The sequence below is a fragment of the Lutibacter maritimus genome (assembly GCF_900116115.1).
GTDB classification, from domain to species: Bacteria; Bacteroidota; Bacteroidia; order Flavobacteriales; family Flavobacteriaceae; genus Lutibacter; species Lutibacter maritimus.
Genome location: NZ_FOZP01000008.1, coordinates 142,999 through 160,728, shown reverse-complemented (window position 1 = coordinate 160,728; position 17,730 = coordinate 142,999). Strand labels below are relative to the sequence as shown.

The 17,730-nt window shown below is 30.2% G+C and carries 19 protein-coding genes; 14 read left to right on the top strand and 5 right to left on the bottom strand.

What is annotated here, in order from left to right; genetic code table 11:
* Window positions 1-7 precede the first annotated feature (7 nt).
* From BM335_RS13525 to BM335_RS13515, 3 genes are read right to left on the bottom strand one after another with little or no spacing between them, the layout of a single operon-like run.
* Window positions 8-523, bottom strand: coding sequence for a ferritin (locus BM335_RS13525; RefSeq protein WP_090229147.1), 516 nt, complete (start codon window positions 521-523; stop codon window positions 8-10).
* Between the two features lie 40 nt (window positions 524-563).
* Entirely contained in the window at window positions 564-1,439 is an 876-nt protein-coding gene (dapA, locus tag BM335_RS13520; protein ID WP_090229143.1) for a 4-hydroxy-tetrahydrodipicolinate synthase, read from the bottom strand.
* Window positions 1,439-1,960: a DUF6913 domain-containing protein gene (locus BM335_RS13515; RefSeq protein ID WP_090229139.1), complete on the bottom strand. Its 522-nt coding sequence runs from the start codon at window positions 1,958-1,960 to the stop codon at window positions 1,439-1,441. Before BM335_RS13515 ends, dapA begins: the two co-directional genes overlap by 1 nt.
* Before the next feature lie 52 nt (window positions 1,961-2,012).
* On the opposite strand from BM335_RS13515, the gene BM335_RS13510 reads away from it, so the two are divergent.
* From BM335_RS13510 to BM335_RS13495, 4 genes are read left to right on the top strand one after another with little or no spacing between them, the layout of a single operon-like run.
* On the top strand, window positions 2,013-2,765 hold the full coding sequence (locus BM335_RS13510) for a 5'-nucleotidase C-terminal domain-containing protein (protein ID WP_090229136.1): 753 nt from the start codon (window positions 2,013-2,015) through the stop codon (window positions 2,763-2,765).
* A gap of 4 nt (window positions 2,766-2,769) precedes the next feature.
* Window positions 2,770-3,684: a bifunctional metallophosphatase/5'-nucleotidase gene (locus tag BM335_RS13505; RefSeq protein ID WP_090229131.1), complete on the top strand. Its 915-nt coding sequence runs from the start codon at window positions 2,770-2,772 to the stop codon at window positions 3,682-3,684.
* A gap of 15 nt (window positions 3,685-3,699) precedes the next feature.
* Window positions 3,700-4,740, top strand: coding sequence for a GMP reductase (locus tag BM335_RS13500; RefSeq protein WP_090229126.1), 1,041 nt, complete (start codon window positions 3,700-3,702; stop codon window positions 4,738-4,740).
* A gap of 60 nt (window positions 4,741-4,800) precedes the next feature.
* The gene (locus tag BM335_RS13495) at window positions 4,801-5,190 is read left to right on the top strand and encodes a DoxX family protein (protein WP_090229122.1); all 390 of its coding nucleotides are present in this window, start codon (window positions 4,801-4,803) and stop codon (window positions 5,188-5,190) included.
* Here BM335_RS13495 and BM335_RS13490 read toward each other — a convergent pair.
* Window positions 5,176-5,826: a lysoplasmalogenase gene (locus BM335_RS13490; protein ID WP_090229118.1), complete on the bottom strand. Its 651-nt coding sequence runs from the start codon at window positions 5,824-5,826 to the stop codon at window positions 5,176-5,178. The genes BM335_RS13495 and BM335_RS13490 overlap by 15 nt on opposite strands.
* A gap of 11 nt (window positions 5,827-5,837) precedes the next feature.
* Complete coding sequence (locus BM335_RS13485; RefSeq protein ID WP_090229114.1) at window positions 5,838-7,727, bottom strand: hypothetical protein; 1,890 nt, start codon at window positions 7,725-7,727, stop codon at window positions 5,838-5,840.
* Between the two features lie 254 nt (window positions 7,728-7,981).
* Between BM335_RS13485 and BM335_RS13480 the strand changes: the two genes are divergently transcribed.
* The 10 genes from BM335_RS13480 (at window position 7,982) to BM335_RS13435 (ending at window position 17,692) form a co-directional block, all read left to right on the top strand.
* Window positions 7,982-10,225: a molybdopterin-containing oxidoreductase family protein gene (locus BM335_RS13480; RefSeq protein ID WP_090229110.1), complete on the top strand. Its 2,244-nt coding sequence runs from the start codon at window positions 7,982-7,984 to the stop codon at window positions 10,223-10,225.
* Entirely contained in the window at window positions 10,222-10,755 is a 534-nt protein-coding gene (locus BM335_RS13475; protein ID WP_090229107.1) for a 4Fe-4S dicluster domain-containing protein, read from the top strand. Before BM335_RS13480 ends, BM335_RS13475 begins: the two co-directional genes overlap by 4 nt.
* A 12-nt stretch (window positions 10,756-10,767) precedes the next feature.
* Window positions 10,768-11,709, top strand: coding sequence for an NrfD/PsrC family molybdoenzyme membrane anchor subunit (nrfD, locus tag BM335_RS13470; RefSeq protein WP_090229104.1), 942 nt, complete (start codon window positions 10,768-10,770; stop codon window positions 11,707-11,709).
* Window positions 11,710-11,719: 10 nt separating this feature from the next.
* A complete protein-coding gene (locus tag BM335_RS13465; RefSeq protein WP_090229101.1) occupies window positions 11,720-12,247 on the top strand; it encodes a YeeE/YedE thiosulfate transporter family protein in 528 nt (175 codons plus the stop codon).
* Window positions 12,248-12,274: 27 nt separating this feature from the next.
* Window positions 12,275-12,865, top strand: a complete 591-nt coding sequence (locus BM335_RS13460; RefSeq protein ID WP_090229096.1) for a YeeE/YedE thiosulfate transporter family protein — start codon at window positions 12,275-12,277, stop codon at window positions 12,863-12,865.
* A 15-nt stretch (window positions 12,866-12,880) separates the two neighbouring features.
* Complete coding sequence (locus BM335_RS13455; RefSeq protein ID WP_090229093.1) at window positions 12,881-13,537, top strand: rhodanese-like domain-containing protein; 657 nt, start codon at window positions 12,881-12,883, stop codon at window positions 13,535-13,537.
* Window positions 13,538-13,564: 27 nt separating this feature from the next.
* The gene (locus BM335_RS13450; protein ID WP_090229089.1) at window positions 13,565-14,182 is read left to right on the top strand and encodes a rhodanese-like domain-containing protein; all 618 of its coding nucleotides are present in this window, start codon (window positions 13,565-13,567) and stop codon (window positions 14,180-14,182) included.
* A gap of 317 nt (window positions 14,183-14,499) precedes the next feature.
* Window positions 14,500-15,492: a rhodanese-like domain-containing protein gene (locus tag BM335_RS13445; RefSeq protein ID WP_090229086.1), complete on the top strand. Its 993-nt coding sequence runs from the start codon at window positions 14,500-14,502 to the stop codon at window positions 15,490-15,492.
* Between the two features lie 42 nt (window positions 15,493-15,534).
* Window positions 15,535-16,524, top strand: coding sequence for a rhodanese-like domain-containing protein (locus BM335_RS13440; RefSeq protein WP_090229081.1), 990 nt, complete (start codon window positions 15,535-15,537; stop codon window positions 16,522-16,524).
* Window positions 16,525-16,642: 118 nt separating this feature from the next.
* Window positions 16,643-17,692, top strand: coding sequence for a porin (locus tag BM335_RS13435; RefSeq protein WP_090229075.1), 1,050 nt, complete (start codon window positions 16,643-16,645; stop codon window positions 17,690-17,692).
* Window positions 17,693-17,730: the final 38 nt, after the last annotated feature.

Sequence of the window (17,730 nt, the reverse complement as noted above, 5' to 3'; positions counted from 1 at the left end):
TTAATTGTTAAGCTCCTGGTGCTACTGAACTAACAACAGTTAATTGTTTAATATCATTATCAAACAAGTACAATCCACCTTTATCATCACCAATTAAATTAATTTTATCTAAAATGGTTCTTGCTTGTGCTTCTTCTTCAATTTGCTCTGCAACATACCATTGTAAAAAGTTATGTGTTGCGTAATCTTTTTCTTCTAAAGAGATATGAACTAACTCATTAATACTTTGTGATACAAAAACTTCATGTTTAAATAATGTTTCAAACATTTCTTTTATTGATCCAAATTCTACTGATGGTTTATTTAATTCTGACACTACTGCATGACCACCTCTTTCATTTATATACTTAAAAAACTTTAACATATGCATACGCTCTTCATCAGATTGTCCGTACATAAATTGAGCTATACCTTCTAATCCTTTTACTTCAGACCATGAAGCCATTGCTAAATATATTTGTGAAGATTCAGCTTCAATTCTAATTTGATCGTTTAAGGCTTTTTGCATTCTTTCTGATAACATAATTCTATATTTTAAGTAGTGTAAATTTTATTTAAAGTAATTAATAATTTGCTACAAAGTTATTAATTTTTTGTTGTAAAACACCCGATGCTTCAACTAAAGGTAAACGAACGTATTCTGAACAAATATTTACGGCTTTTAAAAACGCCTTTATTCCTGATGGATTACATTCTTCAAAAATATAATCTATACTGTCCATAACTTTATAATGTAGTGCATTTGCTTTCTCAACATTTCCATTCAAACCTTCTTGTATCATTTCAGAAAAATCTTTTGGTAAGCCTTGTGCAATTACTGATATTACTCCTGCTCCGCCAGCTAAAGTCATCGGTAAAGCTATCATATCATCACCTGAAATCACCAAAAAGTCTTTTGGTTTGTGTTGTATAATGCGCATTGCTTGTACCATATCTCCTGCGGCTTCTTTTACTGCAACAATATTTTTAAAATCGTTGGCCAACCTAAGCACTGTTTTTGGTTCAAAATTACGTCCAGTTCTTCCAGGAACATTATATACAATTATTGGTAATGGACTAGCCTCAGAAATTGCTTTAAAATGCTGATAAATTCCTTCTTGTGTTGGTTTATTATAATATGGCGAAACTGAAAGAATTGCACAAAACGCTGATAAATCTGTTGTTTTAATTTCATTTACAACTGCCATTGTATTATTTCCGCCAATACCAATTACCAATGGCAATCTACCATTATTGGTTTCAATAACTGTTTTTTTTACTTGTTCTTTCTCTTCAGCAGTTAATGTTGCTGGTTCTCCAGTAGTTCCTAAAACTACTAAATAATTAACACCGTTATCTATTTGAAAGTTTACCAACCGCTTTAATCCTTCAAAATCTACAGATTTGTCTTGATTAAATGGCGTTACCAACGCTACTCCAGTTCCTAATAATTCCTTCATTATATTTTTTTTAAAATCTTTAAATATTTGATTAACTCTGTATGAAATAAGCTTAATTCTGTTGGATCACATTTTACAATAAAATTGTATAAATTTTTATTTAAATGACCAAACCCAACTCTAAAAGCTGTTTTACAATGCAAACATAATAAGTTCACATATACAGAATCAACTTTACTATAATTTATTAACAAATCGTAGTTTTTTGTTAAAATATTCTCCAGTTTTTGGGTTGGAACTTTACCATTCCAGCCAAAGTCTTTAGGTGTTATTATACCTAAATCACGCTGTTCTTTTTTCACTTTCGGCTGAAAAATTATAGTATCAATATTGTTTTGGGGTAGTTTTAAAATTTCGCTTAAAGATTTTACTATTGCTTCTTTTTCTAATTGATTGTTTACAATTATTAGCACATTTTTAATATCACCTTTTGAAACTATACTTGATTTTTCAAGAAGTTCTTGCCAATTTTTATTAATAAAAATTTGATTGCTTTTTCGTTTAAATCCTGTAAAAATCATCTATATTTACGATTGATTTACAAAATTAATTAAAAACATTAGTATTTCAACAATGAAAAAATTTATTATTCACATTTTTATAATTTCATCACTACTAAGTTGCAAAAATAAACCTCCGTTTTTAACTAAAATTGAAGGAAAACAACTTCCTATTACTGAAGGAATTAAATCAAAACAAGAAATTGAAGATTTTATAAAACCTTTTAAAGAAAGTGTTGACAAAGAGATGAATACTGTACTAAGTTATACACCACATAATTTAGTTAGAACCGATGGCGAATTAGAAAGTTCTTTAGGAAATTTAATGGCTGATTTGTGTTATTTAAAAGGAAATGCAATTTTTAATAGCAGAACAGGCAAAAATATTGATTTTGCAATGTTTAATTATGGCGGCATTAGAGCAGGAATTACACAAGGAAATATTACTACTCAAAACGCATTTAACTTAATGCCTTTTGAAAATAGTTTAGTAGTTTTAGAATTATCTTCTAAAAAAATTGAGGAGTTAGTTTATTATTTAATCACAGAAAATAAAGCGCATCCACTTTCAAAACAATTTAATTTGGTAATTACAAAAGATGGCTACAATCTAAAAATTAACAACAAACCTTTTGATAAAAACAAAACCTATTTTGTACTTACTTCAGATTATTTACAAACAGGTGGCGATAATATGAATTTTTTCAAAAACTCCATTAGTAGTTATAATCTAGACTACAAAATTAGAAACACTATTATTGATTATTTTAAAGAAAATGATACCATTAAAGTTACTTTAGATGGAAGATTTATGAAAGAAAAATAAGATTATGAAAAGAAGAAATTTTATAAAAAAAACATCCGCTGCTACTGCTTTGCTAACTTTAGGAGGCTTACCATTACAATCATTTGCAACATCAGAAAAAAAACATATAACCATATTACATACCAACGATGTACATAGCCATATTGAGCCTTTTGAAAATTCACATTATAAATATCCAAACTTAGGTGGAATTGCAAGAAGAGCCACTTTAATTGATGGTATTAGAAAAGAAAATCCGCACACTTTATTATTAGATGCTGGTGATATTTTTCAAGGAACACCTTTTTTTAATTTTTATGGCGGCGAATTAGAATTTAAATTGATGAGTATGCTGCAATATGATGCTGCAACAATTGGCAATCACGATTTTGATAATGGAATTGATGGTTTATATGCACAACTTCCTCATGCAAAATTCGACTTTCTCTCAGCCAATTACGATTTTAAAAACACAGTGTTAGATACACACGTAAAACCTTATAAAGTTTTTGTAAAAAACGACATTAAAATTGGGGTGTTTGGTTTAGGAATTGAATTAAAAGGCCTAGTTGACCCACGAATGTATAAAGAAACCGTGTATAACAATCCTGTTGAAACGGCTCGTGAAATGAGCAGAATTTTAAACGAAGAAGAACACTGTGATTTGGTTATTTGTCTATCACATTTAGGATACCATTATAAAAAAGAAGAAAATAAAATTAGTGATTTAGAATTAGCTTCAAAAACAAAAGATATTGATTTAATTATTGGTGGACACACGCATACTTTTTTACCTAAACCAACGGTAACTAAAAATATTGTAGGCGAAAATGTATTAGTAAATCAGGTTGGTTGTTACGGTTTAAATTTAGGAAGAATTGATTTTTATTTTGATACCGATAAAAATATAGAAAGTAAAGGAAAAAGTATAATTGTATAAAAATAATTTGAAAGAATGCGCATAGAAACAGATTTAAAATTAGGATTTAAAGATGTAATGATTCGTCCAAAACGATCAACTTTAAGTTCAAGATCACAAGTATCATTAGACAGAGCTTTTACTTTTTTACACAGCAATCATAAATGGACTGGAGTTCCAATAATGGCGGCGAATATGGATACAGTTGGCACTTTTGAAATGGCTACTGCTTTGGCAAATCATAAATTATTTACCGCCATACATAAGCATTATTCATTAAAAGAATGGAATACTTTTATGGCAACAGCACCAAAAGAAATTTCAAATTATATTGCAGTAAGTACTGGAACCGGAACAAATGATTCTAAAAAAATAGCAGCAATTTTTGCTCAAAACCCACAATTAAAATTTATTTGTATTGATGTTGCCAACGGCTATTCTGAACATTTTGTAAATTTTGTAAAACAAACAAGAGAACAATATCCAGACAAGGTAATTTTAGCAGGAAATGTAGTAACTGGTGAAATGGTGGAGGAACTTTTATTAGCTGGAGCTGATATTATAAAAGTAGGTATTGGTCCAGGATCTGTTTGTACAACACGCGTGAAAACTGGTGTTGGTTATCCGCAACTTTCGGCAATTATAGAATGTGCTGATGCTGCACACGGATTAGGCGGACAAATTGTTTCCGATGGCGGTTGTAAAGTTCCGGGTGATGTAGCAAAAGCATTTGGCGGTGGAGCAGATTTTGTGATGCTTGGAGGAATGTTTGCAGGACATACAGAAAGTGGTGGAAAAACCATTGAAATTAATGGTAAAAAGTTTAAACAGTTTTATGGCATGAGTTCAGAAACCGCTATGAATAAACACGTTGGTGGCGTTGCTGAATACAGAGCTTCAGAAGGTAAAACAGTTGAAATTCCATTCAGAGGTTCTGTTGAGAATTCTTTGCAAGATATTTTAGGAGGTCTTCGCTCAACTTGCACATACGTTGGGGCAAACAGACTTAAAGAGTTAACAAAAAGAACAACTTTTATTAGAGTACAAGAACAACACAACGAAGTGTTTTCAAAATAACTTTTATTTAAAATTGTAATCATAAAAAAACTTTCTCGACTTAATGAGAAAGTTTTTTTTATGAATAAATATGTTTTACGCTTCTTTAGAATACTAATTTCAGTTATTTTATTACAAACACTTCGATTTAAATTTACTGCACATCCTGATAGCGTTTATATTTTTTCCAAAGTTGGATTAGAACCTTTTGGAAGAATTTTTATTGGAATTTTAGAATTAGTTGCAGCAATTTTAATTTTAATACCTAAAACAATTTGGCTAGGTGCATTATTAACTTTTGGAATAATAAGTGGAGCTGTTCTAATTCACTTGACAATTTTAGGTATTCAAATAAATAATGATGGTGGTTTATTATTTTTTATGGCTTTAATTGTTTTAATTTTAAGTGGAATAATAATTTGGAATGAAAGAAGAAATATACCATTTTTTAAAAAGTTATTTCTTTACTAAAATCATAGATTTAAAAATTAAGTACTGCGCTAAAACGTATGTTACCATTACTAAAATTTCAAAAAAATGTGAAGGTGAATAAAACTTATTGATTGCCAATGTAGCATCCGAAATTATAAAAACAACAGCACCAATAAGCATTAATAAAGAGCGTTTCGATTTTGTTTTTAAAAAATCGATGAAAGCAACTGTTCCAAATGCAGAAATTACTAAACCATAAACTATTACTGGAATTAATAATTGATTTAGAGAATCTTTTATAGTATTTATCAATAAACCAAATATCAATAAAAAAGGAATTGAAGCAAGTAAAACTGTTTTTAATTGTACTTTTTCAACTCTATCAATTACAATTTTAATAAATAAAATATGTGCTAATAAAAAAGAAATAAGTCCGAGAATAAAAAATAATTCTCCATTAAATAGTAATAATACATCACCAAAAAAAGAGAATTCCAATGCAATTACATACCATTTTAATCTTTTTGGTAATGAAAATACATATAAAAAAATCAATGAAAATATAATTAAAGGCTTAAAAACATAAACAAGTATTGGTATTTTAAAAATAATTCCTACAATATCTAGTAATGATACAAGTACAAAAAACAAAAAAGTTACTTTAGTTTTATTCATTTACAAAAAAGTTAATTCCAAGTTGGCAATATACACTTTTTGTCGAGTTTTTTTAATAGTGGCTGAATACCATTAATTAAACTTTGCTGCATTACTTTAGAGTCTTCTTTATGGCATTGTAAACACGCACCAACTAACAATAATTGCTGCTGTTCTTTTACAGTAAATGGTCTAAAATCTGTTCTGGTAGAGTTTACCATTCCTTTTTTAGTAGGTTTTAAAAATGGAATCCAGGCGTCTTCTGGTAAATTATCATTCAGATTTTTAGCATACTCGGGTGTAAATTCCCACATTCCTTTTCCTTTATCAATAATATAATTAAGTACTCCTTTTCCATAACCTAAAGTTGCTGAATTTGTATGACAACTTTTACAATCTCTAGCTTTTGAAATAGTTGTATGAGGAGAATTTGGCGCATAAAGTCTATGAAAACTTACATCTTTTCCTATTTCTTTTCCAACATAACTTCCTTTATCAATAGTTAAAATCATTCCAGGAACTGCTGGTTCAATATGTTTTCCTTCTGCATTTTCTCTAATTCCCATTGCTGGTAATGATGAAGAAAATTCAGCAACATGTTCCTTCCACTGACCTTTTACATACTTTTTGTCTAATAAATCAAAAGCGCGCGGTTCATTTTTATCAAATTGGTTATGACAGCCAATACAACGTGAAGTCCAAGAAGAATGACATGTTGAACAACTCACGTTTTTATGTGCATTATCTCGTGAGCAAATTTCAGATTGAGGGTTTAATTTGTGAATTTTTCCATCTTTTTTTCCAATTAAAAAAGCATTTCCAACAGAATCTACAAAAGTATTCACTAATGGATGTCCGTCTTTTTTAACAGCTATTATTTGTTTATCGGAATGTTTATAATCTCTATGTAAAAACACCAATAAACTTTCTGCATCCAACTTACTATACGGAATAGTGTTTGGTTTTTCTTTAAAATGACAATCGGCACATTGCAATTTTACAGCTTGTTCTTCGTGCGTATATTTTTTACCATCACCCATAACTTCGTGTGATGAATGACAGTCTATACACAACATACCTTTGGTATGATGCACGTCTTCTTCAATAAATTTATAAATACGTAAATCTTCAAAAGTTTTAAAGCCATTTTTACCTTTAATATCATTTTCTTCCAACAAGGTTTCTTGCCAGCCTTCATAATTGGTTGAAATTCTACTAGAACGACTATGGCAACCAAAACAATGCTCGTTTTTTACAAAAATATTAGTTGCAGGATGCATTTTAGGAAGTACTTTTTTTTCAGATTTTAAATACGCTTCTAAATCTTTTTTAGCCTCTTCACTATAATTTAAATGGCAAGCATTACAACCTCCTCCTCTACTTAATTGAGTTATGTGTCCATATTCCTTTTTCTCAGCTCCTAAATGGCAATTGGCACATAAATCTCTTAAATGCTTATCAGATGCAGAGTTCTTAATCAATTTAATATGATATTGATAATTCGGAGAATCTGCTTCACCAAAAATGTACTTATCAACAGCAACGATACCACTATTGGTGGTCATTAATGAATTTTCAATTTTTGACAATTCATTTGGATGACATTTTCCACAAGTTTCTTTAGCATCAACTAAATTTCCAGGAATTAAAATCATCCCTTTATGAGATTCATCTTTATCATTTGAAGCTGTATTTCCTAAATGGCAACTTGCACAACCAATTAATTCTGGATTATGATAGGATGAATATCCTGTAGTGTTTATATGACAATTTAAACAAGATTCTTTTGAAGCATTTTCAATATTAACGTAACCATCATCTTCAATAACCTGAAAATTATTAAGATTATTTATAATTAAAAAAATAATAGCTATTATAATTAAAATAGCACTAAAAAAATACCAATGTTTTTTATTTTTCATTTCAGCAAACTATACATTACAAATTTACATGAATTTAATTTCTAAAAATAATACCATTTATTTTACATAATTATTTAAAGCATTTACAAACAGTTATTTAAACATTTTATGCAACTTTTATTACACATATATTATTGATTTACAAACGCTTAATGTAACCATTGTTACCATTCCTATTCAGATTTAATGATTTTTATCATACATTAAACATCATTGAGTAAATACCTTTACAAAAGAAATAAATAATTAAACTTATGACTACTTCAAGAAGAAAATTTATAAAAATTTCTGCTTTAGGTTTGGGAGGTGTAGCGGCATCAACCACAGCATTAAATATGTTTGGTGCCAGTTCATATATTGATGAATTGGTAAAAGAAAATGTTGCTAAAAACTTTAAAAGAACTGCTACCTATTGCGAAGTTTGTTTTTGGAAGTGCGCTGCTTGGACTTATACAGATGAAGAAGGTTCTATTAAAAAAATTATTGGTAATGAGAATGACCCTCATTGTTATGGCCGTTTATGCCCAAGAGGAACTGGTGGCGTAGGAATGTATAATGATGAAGACCGATTAAAAACACCTTTAATTAGAACAACTGTTAACGGGGAAGAAACCTTTAGAGAAGCAACTTGGGAAGAAGCACTTGATTTAATTGCCTCTAAATTTAATGGAATTAAAGAAGAATTTGGTGCTGAATCATTAGCGTTAATAAAACACGGTGCTCCAGGCAAACATTTAGAACATTTGTTTCAATCTTTTGGCTCCGATACTATTGCTGAACCTGCCTATGCACAATGTAGAGGCCCACGTGAAACAGGATTTAGTTTAACCTTCGGATCTTGGGTTGGATCACCAGAACCAACTGATATTAGAGACACTAAATGTTTGGTTTTAATAGGTTCACATATAGGTGAAAACATGCATAATAGCCAAGTACAAGAAATGTCTGATGCTATTGATAACGGAGCTACAATTATAACTGTAGACCCTCGTTTTTCAACTGCAGCAAGCAAATCTAAATACTGGTTAGCTATCAAACCTGCAACTGATATAGCTTTAATGCTAGCTTGGATGAACGTTTTAATAAACGAAAATATTTACGATAAAGAATATATTGAAAAATATGCTACTGGTTTTAATGAATTAAAAGAACATGTTAGCACTTTCACTCCTGAATGGGCTTACGGCATTACAGGAATAAAACCAGATGAAATTAGAAAAACTGCCAGAGAAATGGCAAGTGCTTCACCATCAGTAATTATACATCCAGGACGCCACGTTGTTTGGTATGGTGATGATTCACAAAGAGCACGAGCAATGGCCATTTTAAATGCATTATTGGGCTCTTGGGGAAGAAGAGGTGGTTTCTATTTTAAAGAAAGTATAAAAGTTCCTGAATTTCCAGCACCAGAATATCCACATCCAAAATGGGGATGGAAAGAAATTGGAGCAAAGTATCCTTTAGCACAAATGGGTATTACCACCGAAGTAATAAAATGTGCAATACCTAGTGAAGATAATAAATATCCAGTAAAAGCATTAATGGTAGCTGGTACAAACATTACAAAATCAATTCCAAATAAAAAATTATTAGAAGAAGCAATTGATGCACTTGATTTTATGGTGGTTATTGACACAATGCCAATGGATGTTACAGGTTATGCTGATGTTGTTTTACCTGAATGTACCTATTTAGAACGTTATGATGAAATTAGATCAGCAACCAACAGAGAACCTTCTATTGCAGTAAGAATACCTGCTGTAGCTCCAAAATACGATTCTAAACCTTCTTGGTGGATTGCCAAAGAAATTGGTGAAAGAATGGGTGTTGGTGCATATTTTAATTATACCGATTATAAAGAAGTAATAGAATGGCAATTGCAACAAATGGGAACTTCTTTAGAGGAAATGGAGAAAATTGGAGTTAAACATTTTCCACGTAAATCAGGACCAATGTACTTAAATGAAACTGGTCCTCATGAATTTCCAACAAATAGTGGTAAAATAGAATTATACTCCCATGAATTAAAAAATTTAGGTTTTGATCCACTTCCAAAGTATACGAGACATCCAGAACCTCAACAAGGTTTTTATAGATTAAATTATGGTAGAGCTCCTATGCACACATTTAGCAGAACTGCAAATAATCCAAATTTAAACGATTTAAAGAGTGAAAATAACTTATGGGTAAACCCTAAAGTTGCAAGAATCTTAGGTTTAAAAACCGGTCAAGAAGTATGGTTAAAAAATCAAGATGATATTATTTCAACTTTTTCAATAAAAGTAAGAGTAACAGAAAGAGTTCGTTGGGATTCAGTGTATATGGTTCATGGTTTTGGCCATCAAGAAAAAAAATTAAGCCGTGCTTTTGGCAAAGGTATTAATGATACTGAATTAATTACAACGGTTGCTGTTGATCCAATTATGGGAGGAACTGGAATGCGAGGAAATTTTGTAACAATTTTAACCGAAAATCCACATAAAAATACTGAGATATGAGATATGCAATGGTTATAGACACATTAAAATGTGTTGGTTGTAGCGACTGCGTTGTTGCTTGTCAAACTGAAAATGATGTACCAATTGGGTACTGTAGAGATTGGATTACTGAAACCGTAAATGGTGCATATCCAAATATAGAATTAGAATTAAAATCTGAACGTTGCAATCATTGTGAAAATGCTCCTTGTGTGCGTTGTTGCCCTACCGGAGCAAGTCATCAATTAGATAATGGAATTGTTTTGGTTACTGGTGATGAATGTATTGGTTGTGGTGCTTGTATAGAATCTTGTCCATACGATGCGCGTTTCCAACATCCTGATGGTTATGTAGATAAATGTACTTTTTGTCATCACAGATTAGAAAAAGGACAACTTCCTGCGTGTGTTTCTGTTTGCCCAACAAAGTGTATGTACTTTGGAGATTTAGACAATCCAAATAGTGAAGTTTCAGAATTATTAAAAAATAGAAAATATAAAACATTGGCTCCAGAAGCTGGAACTAAGCCTCAGGTTTATTATTTAATTTAAAAAATTTATAGTATGCAAGAAGAATTATTTACAAGTGGAAGAAATTTACCACATATAGATCCTTCATTAGAAATATGGCATTGGCCAATATCACTCTATTTATTTTTAGGAGGTTTAGCTGCAGGTTTATTGTTTTTTGCAGGTTTAATTACAGTTTTAGGTAAAGAAAAAGATTACCCAGCGGCTGTTAAATATGCTTCAATTATTTCGCCAATAGCATTAACATTAGGTTTGTTGGCTTTATTTTATGATTTAACTCACAAGTTTTATTTTTGGAGACTTTACACCACAATTAGAATAGAATCTCCAATGAGTTGGGGAGCGTGGGTATTGTTAATTATTACACCAATATCATTTTTATGGGTGTTTAGTTATTATTCAGAAATTTTTCCGAAATGGCAATTAAAATATGAGAACTTAAATAAATTTGAAAAATTCTTAAAAGGTAATAGAAAAAATATGGCGTATGCTTTAATTCCATTATCAATTATTTTAGGAGTTTATACTGGTATTTTGTTATCAGCATTTAATGCAAGACCATTATGGAATAATGCAATTTTAGGCCCTTTATTTTTAGTTTCTGGTTTATCAACTGGTGCAGCTACAATTATATTATTAGCTAAAACTCAAAAAGAAAAACACCTATTTGGTAAAATAGATTTAGCATTAATTGTTTTAGAATTAGGTTTAATTGTACATATGTTAATGGGAATGTACGCTGGTTCTGAAGTTCAATTAGAAGCAATGCAATTATTGGTAGGCGGAGAATTTACAATGATGTTCTTTGGTTTTGTAATCATTCTTGGATTAATTGCCCCAGCTATTCTAGAGTTTTTAGAATTAAGAGGATTTAAAATTCCAGTGGCTGTTCCAGCAATATTAGTTTTAATTGGCGGAATGGTATTAAGATTTGTAATGGTTGAAGCTGGTCAAATAACTCGTTACCTTTATTAAAAATAGAAAAATGAAAAATATAGAACAAAATAAACATATTTATTGGAATCCATATTTTGGAGGATTTCTTTTAGGATTAATTGTAATTTTCACATTTTACACAACAGGAAGAGGGTTAGGTGCAAGTGGCGCTATGAAAAGTGGCGTTGTTGCAGTTGTTGAAACTGTAGCTCCAACACACGCAGCAAATAATGCCTATTACAGTAAATTTATAAGTGAAGATAAATCTCCTTTAAATACTTGGTTAGTATTTGAAGTACTTGGAATGTTAATTGGAGGAATGATTTCTGGTGGTTTATCTGGACGAATTGGTTTAAGAGTGCAACACTCTCCTAAAATAACTAGCAGAAGACGTTTGTATTTTGCTTTAGGAGGTGGAGCATTATTTGGAATAGGCGCGCAAATTGCCAGAGGTTGTACTAGTGGAGCTGCATTAAGCGGAATGTCAGTACTTTCTGTAGGTGGTTTTATAACAACTATTGCCATTTTTGGCACAGGTTATATAGCTGCGTATTTCTTTAGAAAAAATTGGATTTAATTAAAACATTATAAAAAAATAAAAATTATGGGACCATTAATTCCTAACGGTGTAATTCCTTATGAGTGGGACAGTGTTTTAGCTATTTTAATAGGTATTGCATTCGGATTTGTACTAGAATCATCAGGATTTTCATCATCAAGAAAACTTGCAGGAGTATTTTACGGTTATGACTTTGCCGTTTTAAAAGTATTTTTTACGGCAGCTGTAGTAGCTTCTATTGGATTATATTATATGGACTACCTTGGTTATATAAGAGTAGCTGAATTATATGTTCAACCTACTTACCTTTGGGGAGGAATTGTTGGTGGAGCAATTATGGGTGTTGGATTTGTTGCAGCAGGATTTTGTCCAGGAACAGCACTAACTTCTGTAGCTATTGGCAAAATAGATGCAATGGTTTATGTAGTTGGAATTATGATTGGAGTTTTTATCTTTGCTGAATTTTACACACTCTTTCAACCATTATATGAAGGCTCATTTTTAGGAAATATTACTGTAGTGGATAGCTTTGGTGTTAATCCTTATTGGTTTATTTTTATACTAACTATTGCTGCGATTCTAGCCTTTTATTTAACAGATTTATTAGGCAAAAAAATTAAAAAAGTATTTTATTAATAACAACTAAAAATTATGAACACAACAAAATCAGTGTCAAAAAGATATGTATTTCTTGCAGCCATTCTTATTGTTCTAGCCGGAGGTTTGGTTTTATTACCTAAATACCAAAAACATGAAGGAATTGAACCGGAAGAATTACTAAGCAAAGCAATAAGTCCGGAAAGATATATTTCAACTGATATTTTAGCTGACAAATTAGTAAACCAAGACCCTTCTTTTATATTAATTGATGTGAGAGAGGAATCAGAATATACTAAATACTCATTACCAAATGCTATTAATATTCCACTTAAAAAATTGTTAGATGAAGAATCTATTCCATACTTAAATCAAGCTCAATACAATGTTATCTTATTTTCTAATGATAACTTTTACGCAGATCAAGCTTGGGTTTTATGCAATAGATTAGGTTACAAAAATTTAAAAGTTTTAAAAGGAGGTATCAATAATTGGTATAAAACAATTATAAACCCACCAGTTCCAACTGAAGATATGACTTCGTTAGATTATGAACTTTATAATACTAGAAAAGCTGCAAGTATGTTTTTTGGTGTAGCATATCCAGAACAATTTAAGGTTGATAAACCTATAGAAGTTAAAAAAGTGGCACCAAAAAAAGTAATTACTGTTCAAAAGAAAAAGAAAAAACCAGCTGAAGGTGGTTGTTAATTTTTCAATTTTTATAAAATATATATTATGAAAGAATTAGAAAAAACTAAAAGAATATCAATAGCCGCAGTAATAACAATATTAGTTGTTTTAATAGCTGTTTTATCATACAAAAAACCTAAACATTTGTATGCTAATAATACTAAAAGCACCTTAGAAACTATCACTAATAGCAACTTTTTTGCAACATTAGAAGATTTAAAAGGTGAAAATTTAGCATTAATAGATGTTAGAAACCAATTTGAGTTTGAAAAAGGGCATCTTGAAAATGCAATAAACATTTATACTCCTGAAATTTTAAATGATGAAAACTCAAAAATTTTAAACAACTTAAAAGCAACTAACCAAACTATTGTTTTATACGGTTCAAACACCAATGATGTTACAGTTCCTTTTTTACTGTTAAATCAGTTAGGATATAGTAATGTAAAAATGGCTACTATTAAAAATAGTTATTATCAAAATCAACTAATTACAATAAATGATACTATAGAAAAATCTATTGCTGATATTAAAGAATTTATTGATGAATCTATAAAAAAAGCATCTGTTGAATCAAAACCAATACCTGTAAAAGTTGTGACTCCTAAAAAGGTAATTACTGTTCAAAAGAAAAAGAAAAAACCCGCCGAAGGTGGTTGTTAATTTTAATCATTATAAAGCTGTTTTAAAAATAAAACAGCTTTTTTTTTGTGTCTTTTTTAAACTCCAAAAGTTCGTTTTTACTTAAAAAAAAATAATAATACAACACCTCTTTTTCCTACTTAAAATTTCATCAAAATTAATCATCAAAAAATTAGCTTAAACAATTGATTTACTGACACTTAGTTGTGTAACTAAAGTATCTAAACAGAACAATTATATATAGCTAATTAATGATAAAAGTCATAAATTTCAAACGTTTTCGTATTTAATTTTGATGTAACAATTATAGCAAATTATTAATTAAAAATTTATTAAGGATGAAAAAAATATCAATATATGCAATACTGCTTTTTACTACAGTTATTTTATTAAGTAGTTTTAAAAACCATGTGCAACAACAACCAATAAACGACCCTACAGAGTTTGAAATATTGGTTAAATATTTAGAAGAAAATGGAAATTTTATAAACAGTGAATTAGCTCCTGCAATTATTTTAGCTCCAGAAATTAAAGATAATGTAAGAAACAAAAAATACCTTGTTTTAGATATTAGAAGTGAAGATTGGTATGCTTATGGACACATTCAAAATGCTGAAAATGTTGAAGGTCCTGAGTTATTAAAATATTTTGAAACTAAAATAACTCCAGAAAATTATGACAAAATTACAATTGTATGTTACTCAGGTCAATCTGCTGCTTATTATGCAGGATTACTTCGTTTAGCTGGTTATAATAATGTATATAGTTTAAAATGGGGCATGAGTTCTTGGGCTGATGAATTTGCAACAAACATTTGGAAAAAAAATTCTTCAGATGCATTTGCTAATCAATTAGAAACCACAGTAAATCCAATACCAGAAAAAACAACAACACCTACAATTTCAACAGGAAAAACTGAAGGAAAGGATATTTTAAAACAACGTATTGAAGAAGCTTTCGCTAAACCATACAAAGAATTTATTGTAAAAGCTGAAACTGTTTTTGAAAACCCAAGTGATTATTATACAGTAAATTATGTTAGTGAAGATAAATACAATTTTGGTCACGTACCAGGAGCTGTAAGATATCAACCAAACTCTTCACTTTCTTCAACTGCAGATTTATACACTTTACCTACAAACAAAAAAATATTAGTTAGTTGTGATACAGGTTTGTCTGCAGCATATGCTGTTGCTTATTTGCAAGTATTAGGCTATGATGTTTATAATTTAGGATATGGAGCAAATAGTTATATGAACACTGTTTTAAAGGAAAAAGGGTGGAATGGATTTTCATCTGAGGAAATTAAAGAATACCCAGTAGTAGAATAAAACGCCAAAAGGCTTAATTATAATAACCAAAACAAACAAATCATGAAAAAAATATCATTAATATTAATTGGACTATTCTTAATTCCATCAATATTCTTAACCTCTTGCGACAAAGGTGACGACTTACAAGTTGTACAAACTCCTGCTCAAACACTAATGGTTGATTATATGTTAACAGCAAATTTAGATTTGCCTAATGTAGATACAAGTGTTGATGGAGCAAAATTTGTAACTGCAGCTCCAGCTGAAGCAGATTTACCCGCTTTTTTAGCAAAATATTATATTATTGACATTAGAAGCGCTTCTGATTACGCAACAAGTCATATTGCAGGAGCAAAAAATGTTGCTTTCTCAAACATTTTAGCTGAAGGAACTGCTGCAGGAGCTAAGCCAGTTTTAGTAGTATGTTACACTGGCCAAACAGCTTGTTATGCAACTGCTTTAATGCGTATGTATGGCTATAAAAATACACAAGCTTTAAAATGGGGAATGTCAGGATGGAACTCATCAACTGCTGGATCTTGGAATAATAACATAGGAAATATTGCCGATGGTAATGCAAATTGGTCTTATGATGCTGCGCCTGCAAATCAAGTATTTTCAAAACCATCTTTTACAAGTTTATCTACTTCAGGTGAAGCCATTCTTAAAAAACGTGTTGAAGAAGTTGTTGCTGCAGGTTTTAAAACCGTAAAAGGTAGTGATGTATTAGCTGCTCCAACTAATTATTTTATTAATAATTTCTTTAGCTCAACAGATTTTACAGGATTTGGACACATTAAAGGTGCCTATAGAATACAACCATTATCAATAGCTGATAATAGTGTATTAGGTTTAGATCCAAATGCAAAAGTGGTTACTTACTGTTACACTGGTCAAACATCAGCAGTTGTTACAGCTTGGCTACGTGTTTTAGGATACGATGCTTATAGTTTAACTTTTGGAATGAACGGATTATATAATAGTAATGCTGCTTGGTCATCTAATAAATGGAGTGCTAGCGTATCAAAAGATTTACCATTTGGTAACTAATTAATAAATGAATTAACAAAACCAAGCCCTAAAAATTGTAAACACAATGTTTAAAATGCTGTTTTACATACCAATAAGTAACGTAAGTTTTTAGGGCTTTTTATTAAAAACACAAATTATGAAAACAAAAATAATATTCATCTTTACTATTATCTTTACTCTTTCTTTTTCTGCAACTTATGCACAAGGCTGTGAAGATGATGCTGGTACTTCTGCTACAAATAGCGGGGTTCCAAAAACTAGTAGCACAACATTTTTTGGATATTTTCAACCAGAATATGATTCACATTTTACTGATGATAAAACAAGTACTTTTAAATTTAAAAGAGCTCGTTTTGGAGTTCGAGGTAGAGTAAACAGAACGTTTTCTTACTATGCAATGATAGAAACAAGTGACTTTATTTCATCTGATGGTAATGTTTATTTAATGGATGCATTTATTACATATGACAAATATGAGTGGGCAAAAGTTTCTGTTGGTTCTTTTAAACAACCTTTTGGTTTAGAAGTGAACACACCTTGCCATAGTTTAACTACTATTGACAGAGCAATTGTTTCTGATCAATTAGTATCTCCCCAAAGAGATATGGGTGTAATGTTATTAGGAGGTACTTCTAAAACTAAGTTCCGTTATTCTCTAGCTTTAATGAATGGTAGAGGTTTAGGTGTTGCTGATAATAACACTAAAAAAGATATTATTGGACGCGCATCATATAAATTATTTGATTTTATGAGTATTGGTGGTAGTTTTAGATATGGTTACCCAAATAATAATGAAACTGATAGAACTTCTTATGGTGCAGAAATTGCATTAACATACAATAAATTTAATGTTACTAGTGAATATATTTATGATGAAGGCGATTATAACAGAGCTGCAGGTGGTGGTTGTGGAGCAACTCCTTTAGAATTAGGTGCAAAAAGAGCTGGAGCTTACGTGATGGCATCATATGACATAAACAAACAATGGCAACCAGTATTTAAATATGAATACTTTGATCAAGATTTAAATATTAAAAAAATAGGTTATCAAGAAATGATGACTTTAGGTGTAAACTATTTCTTTAATGATAATACAAGATTACAAATCAATTATCAAAACAAAATTGAAACAGCTACAACTATAGATAACGACGCACTTTTAATGCAACTACAAGTTAAGTTTTAATTTATTATATATAAATTATTTGAAACTAAAACTCCTGA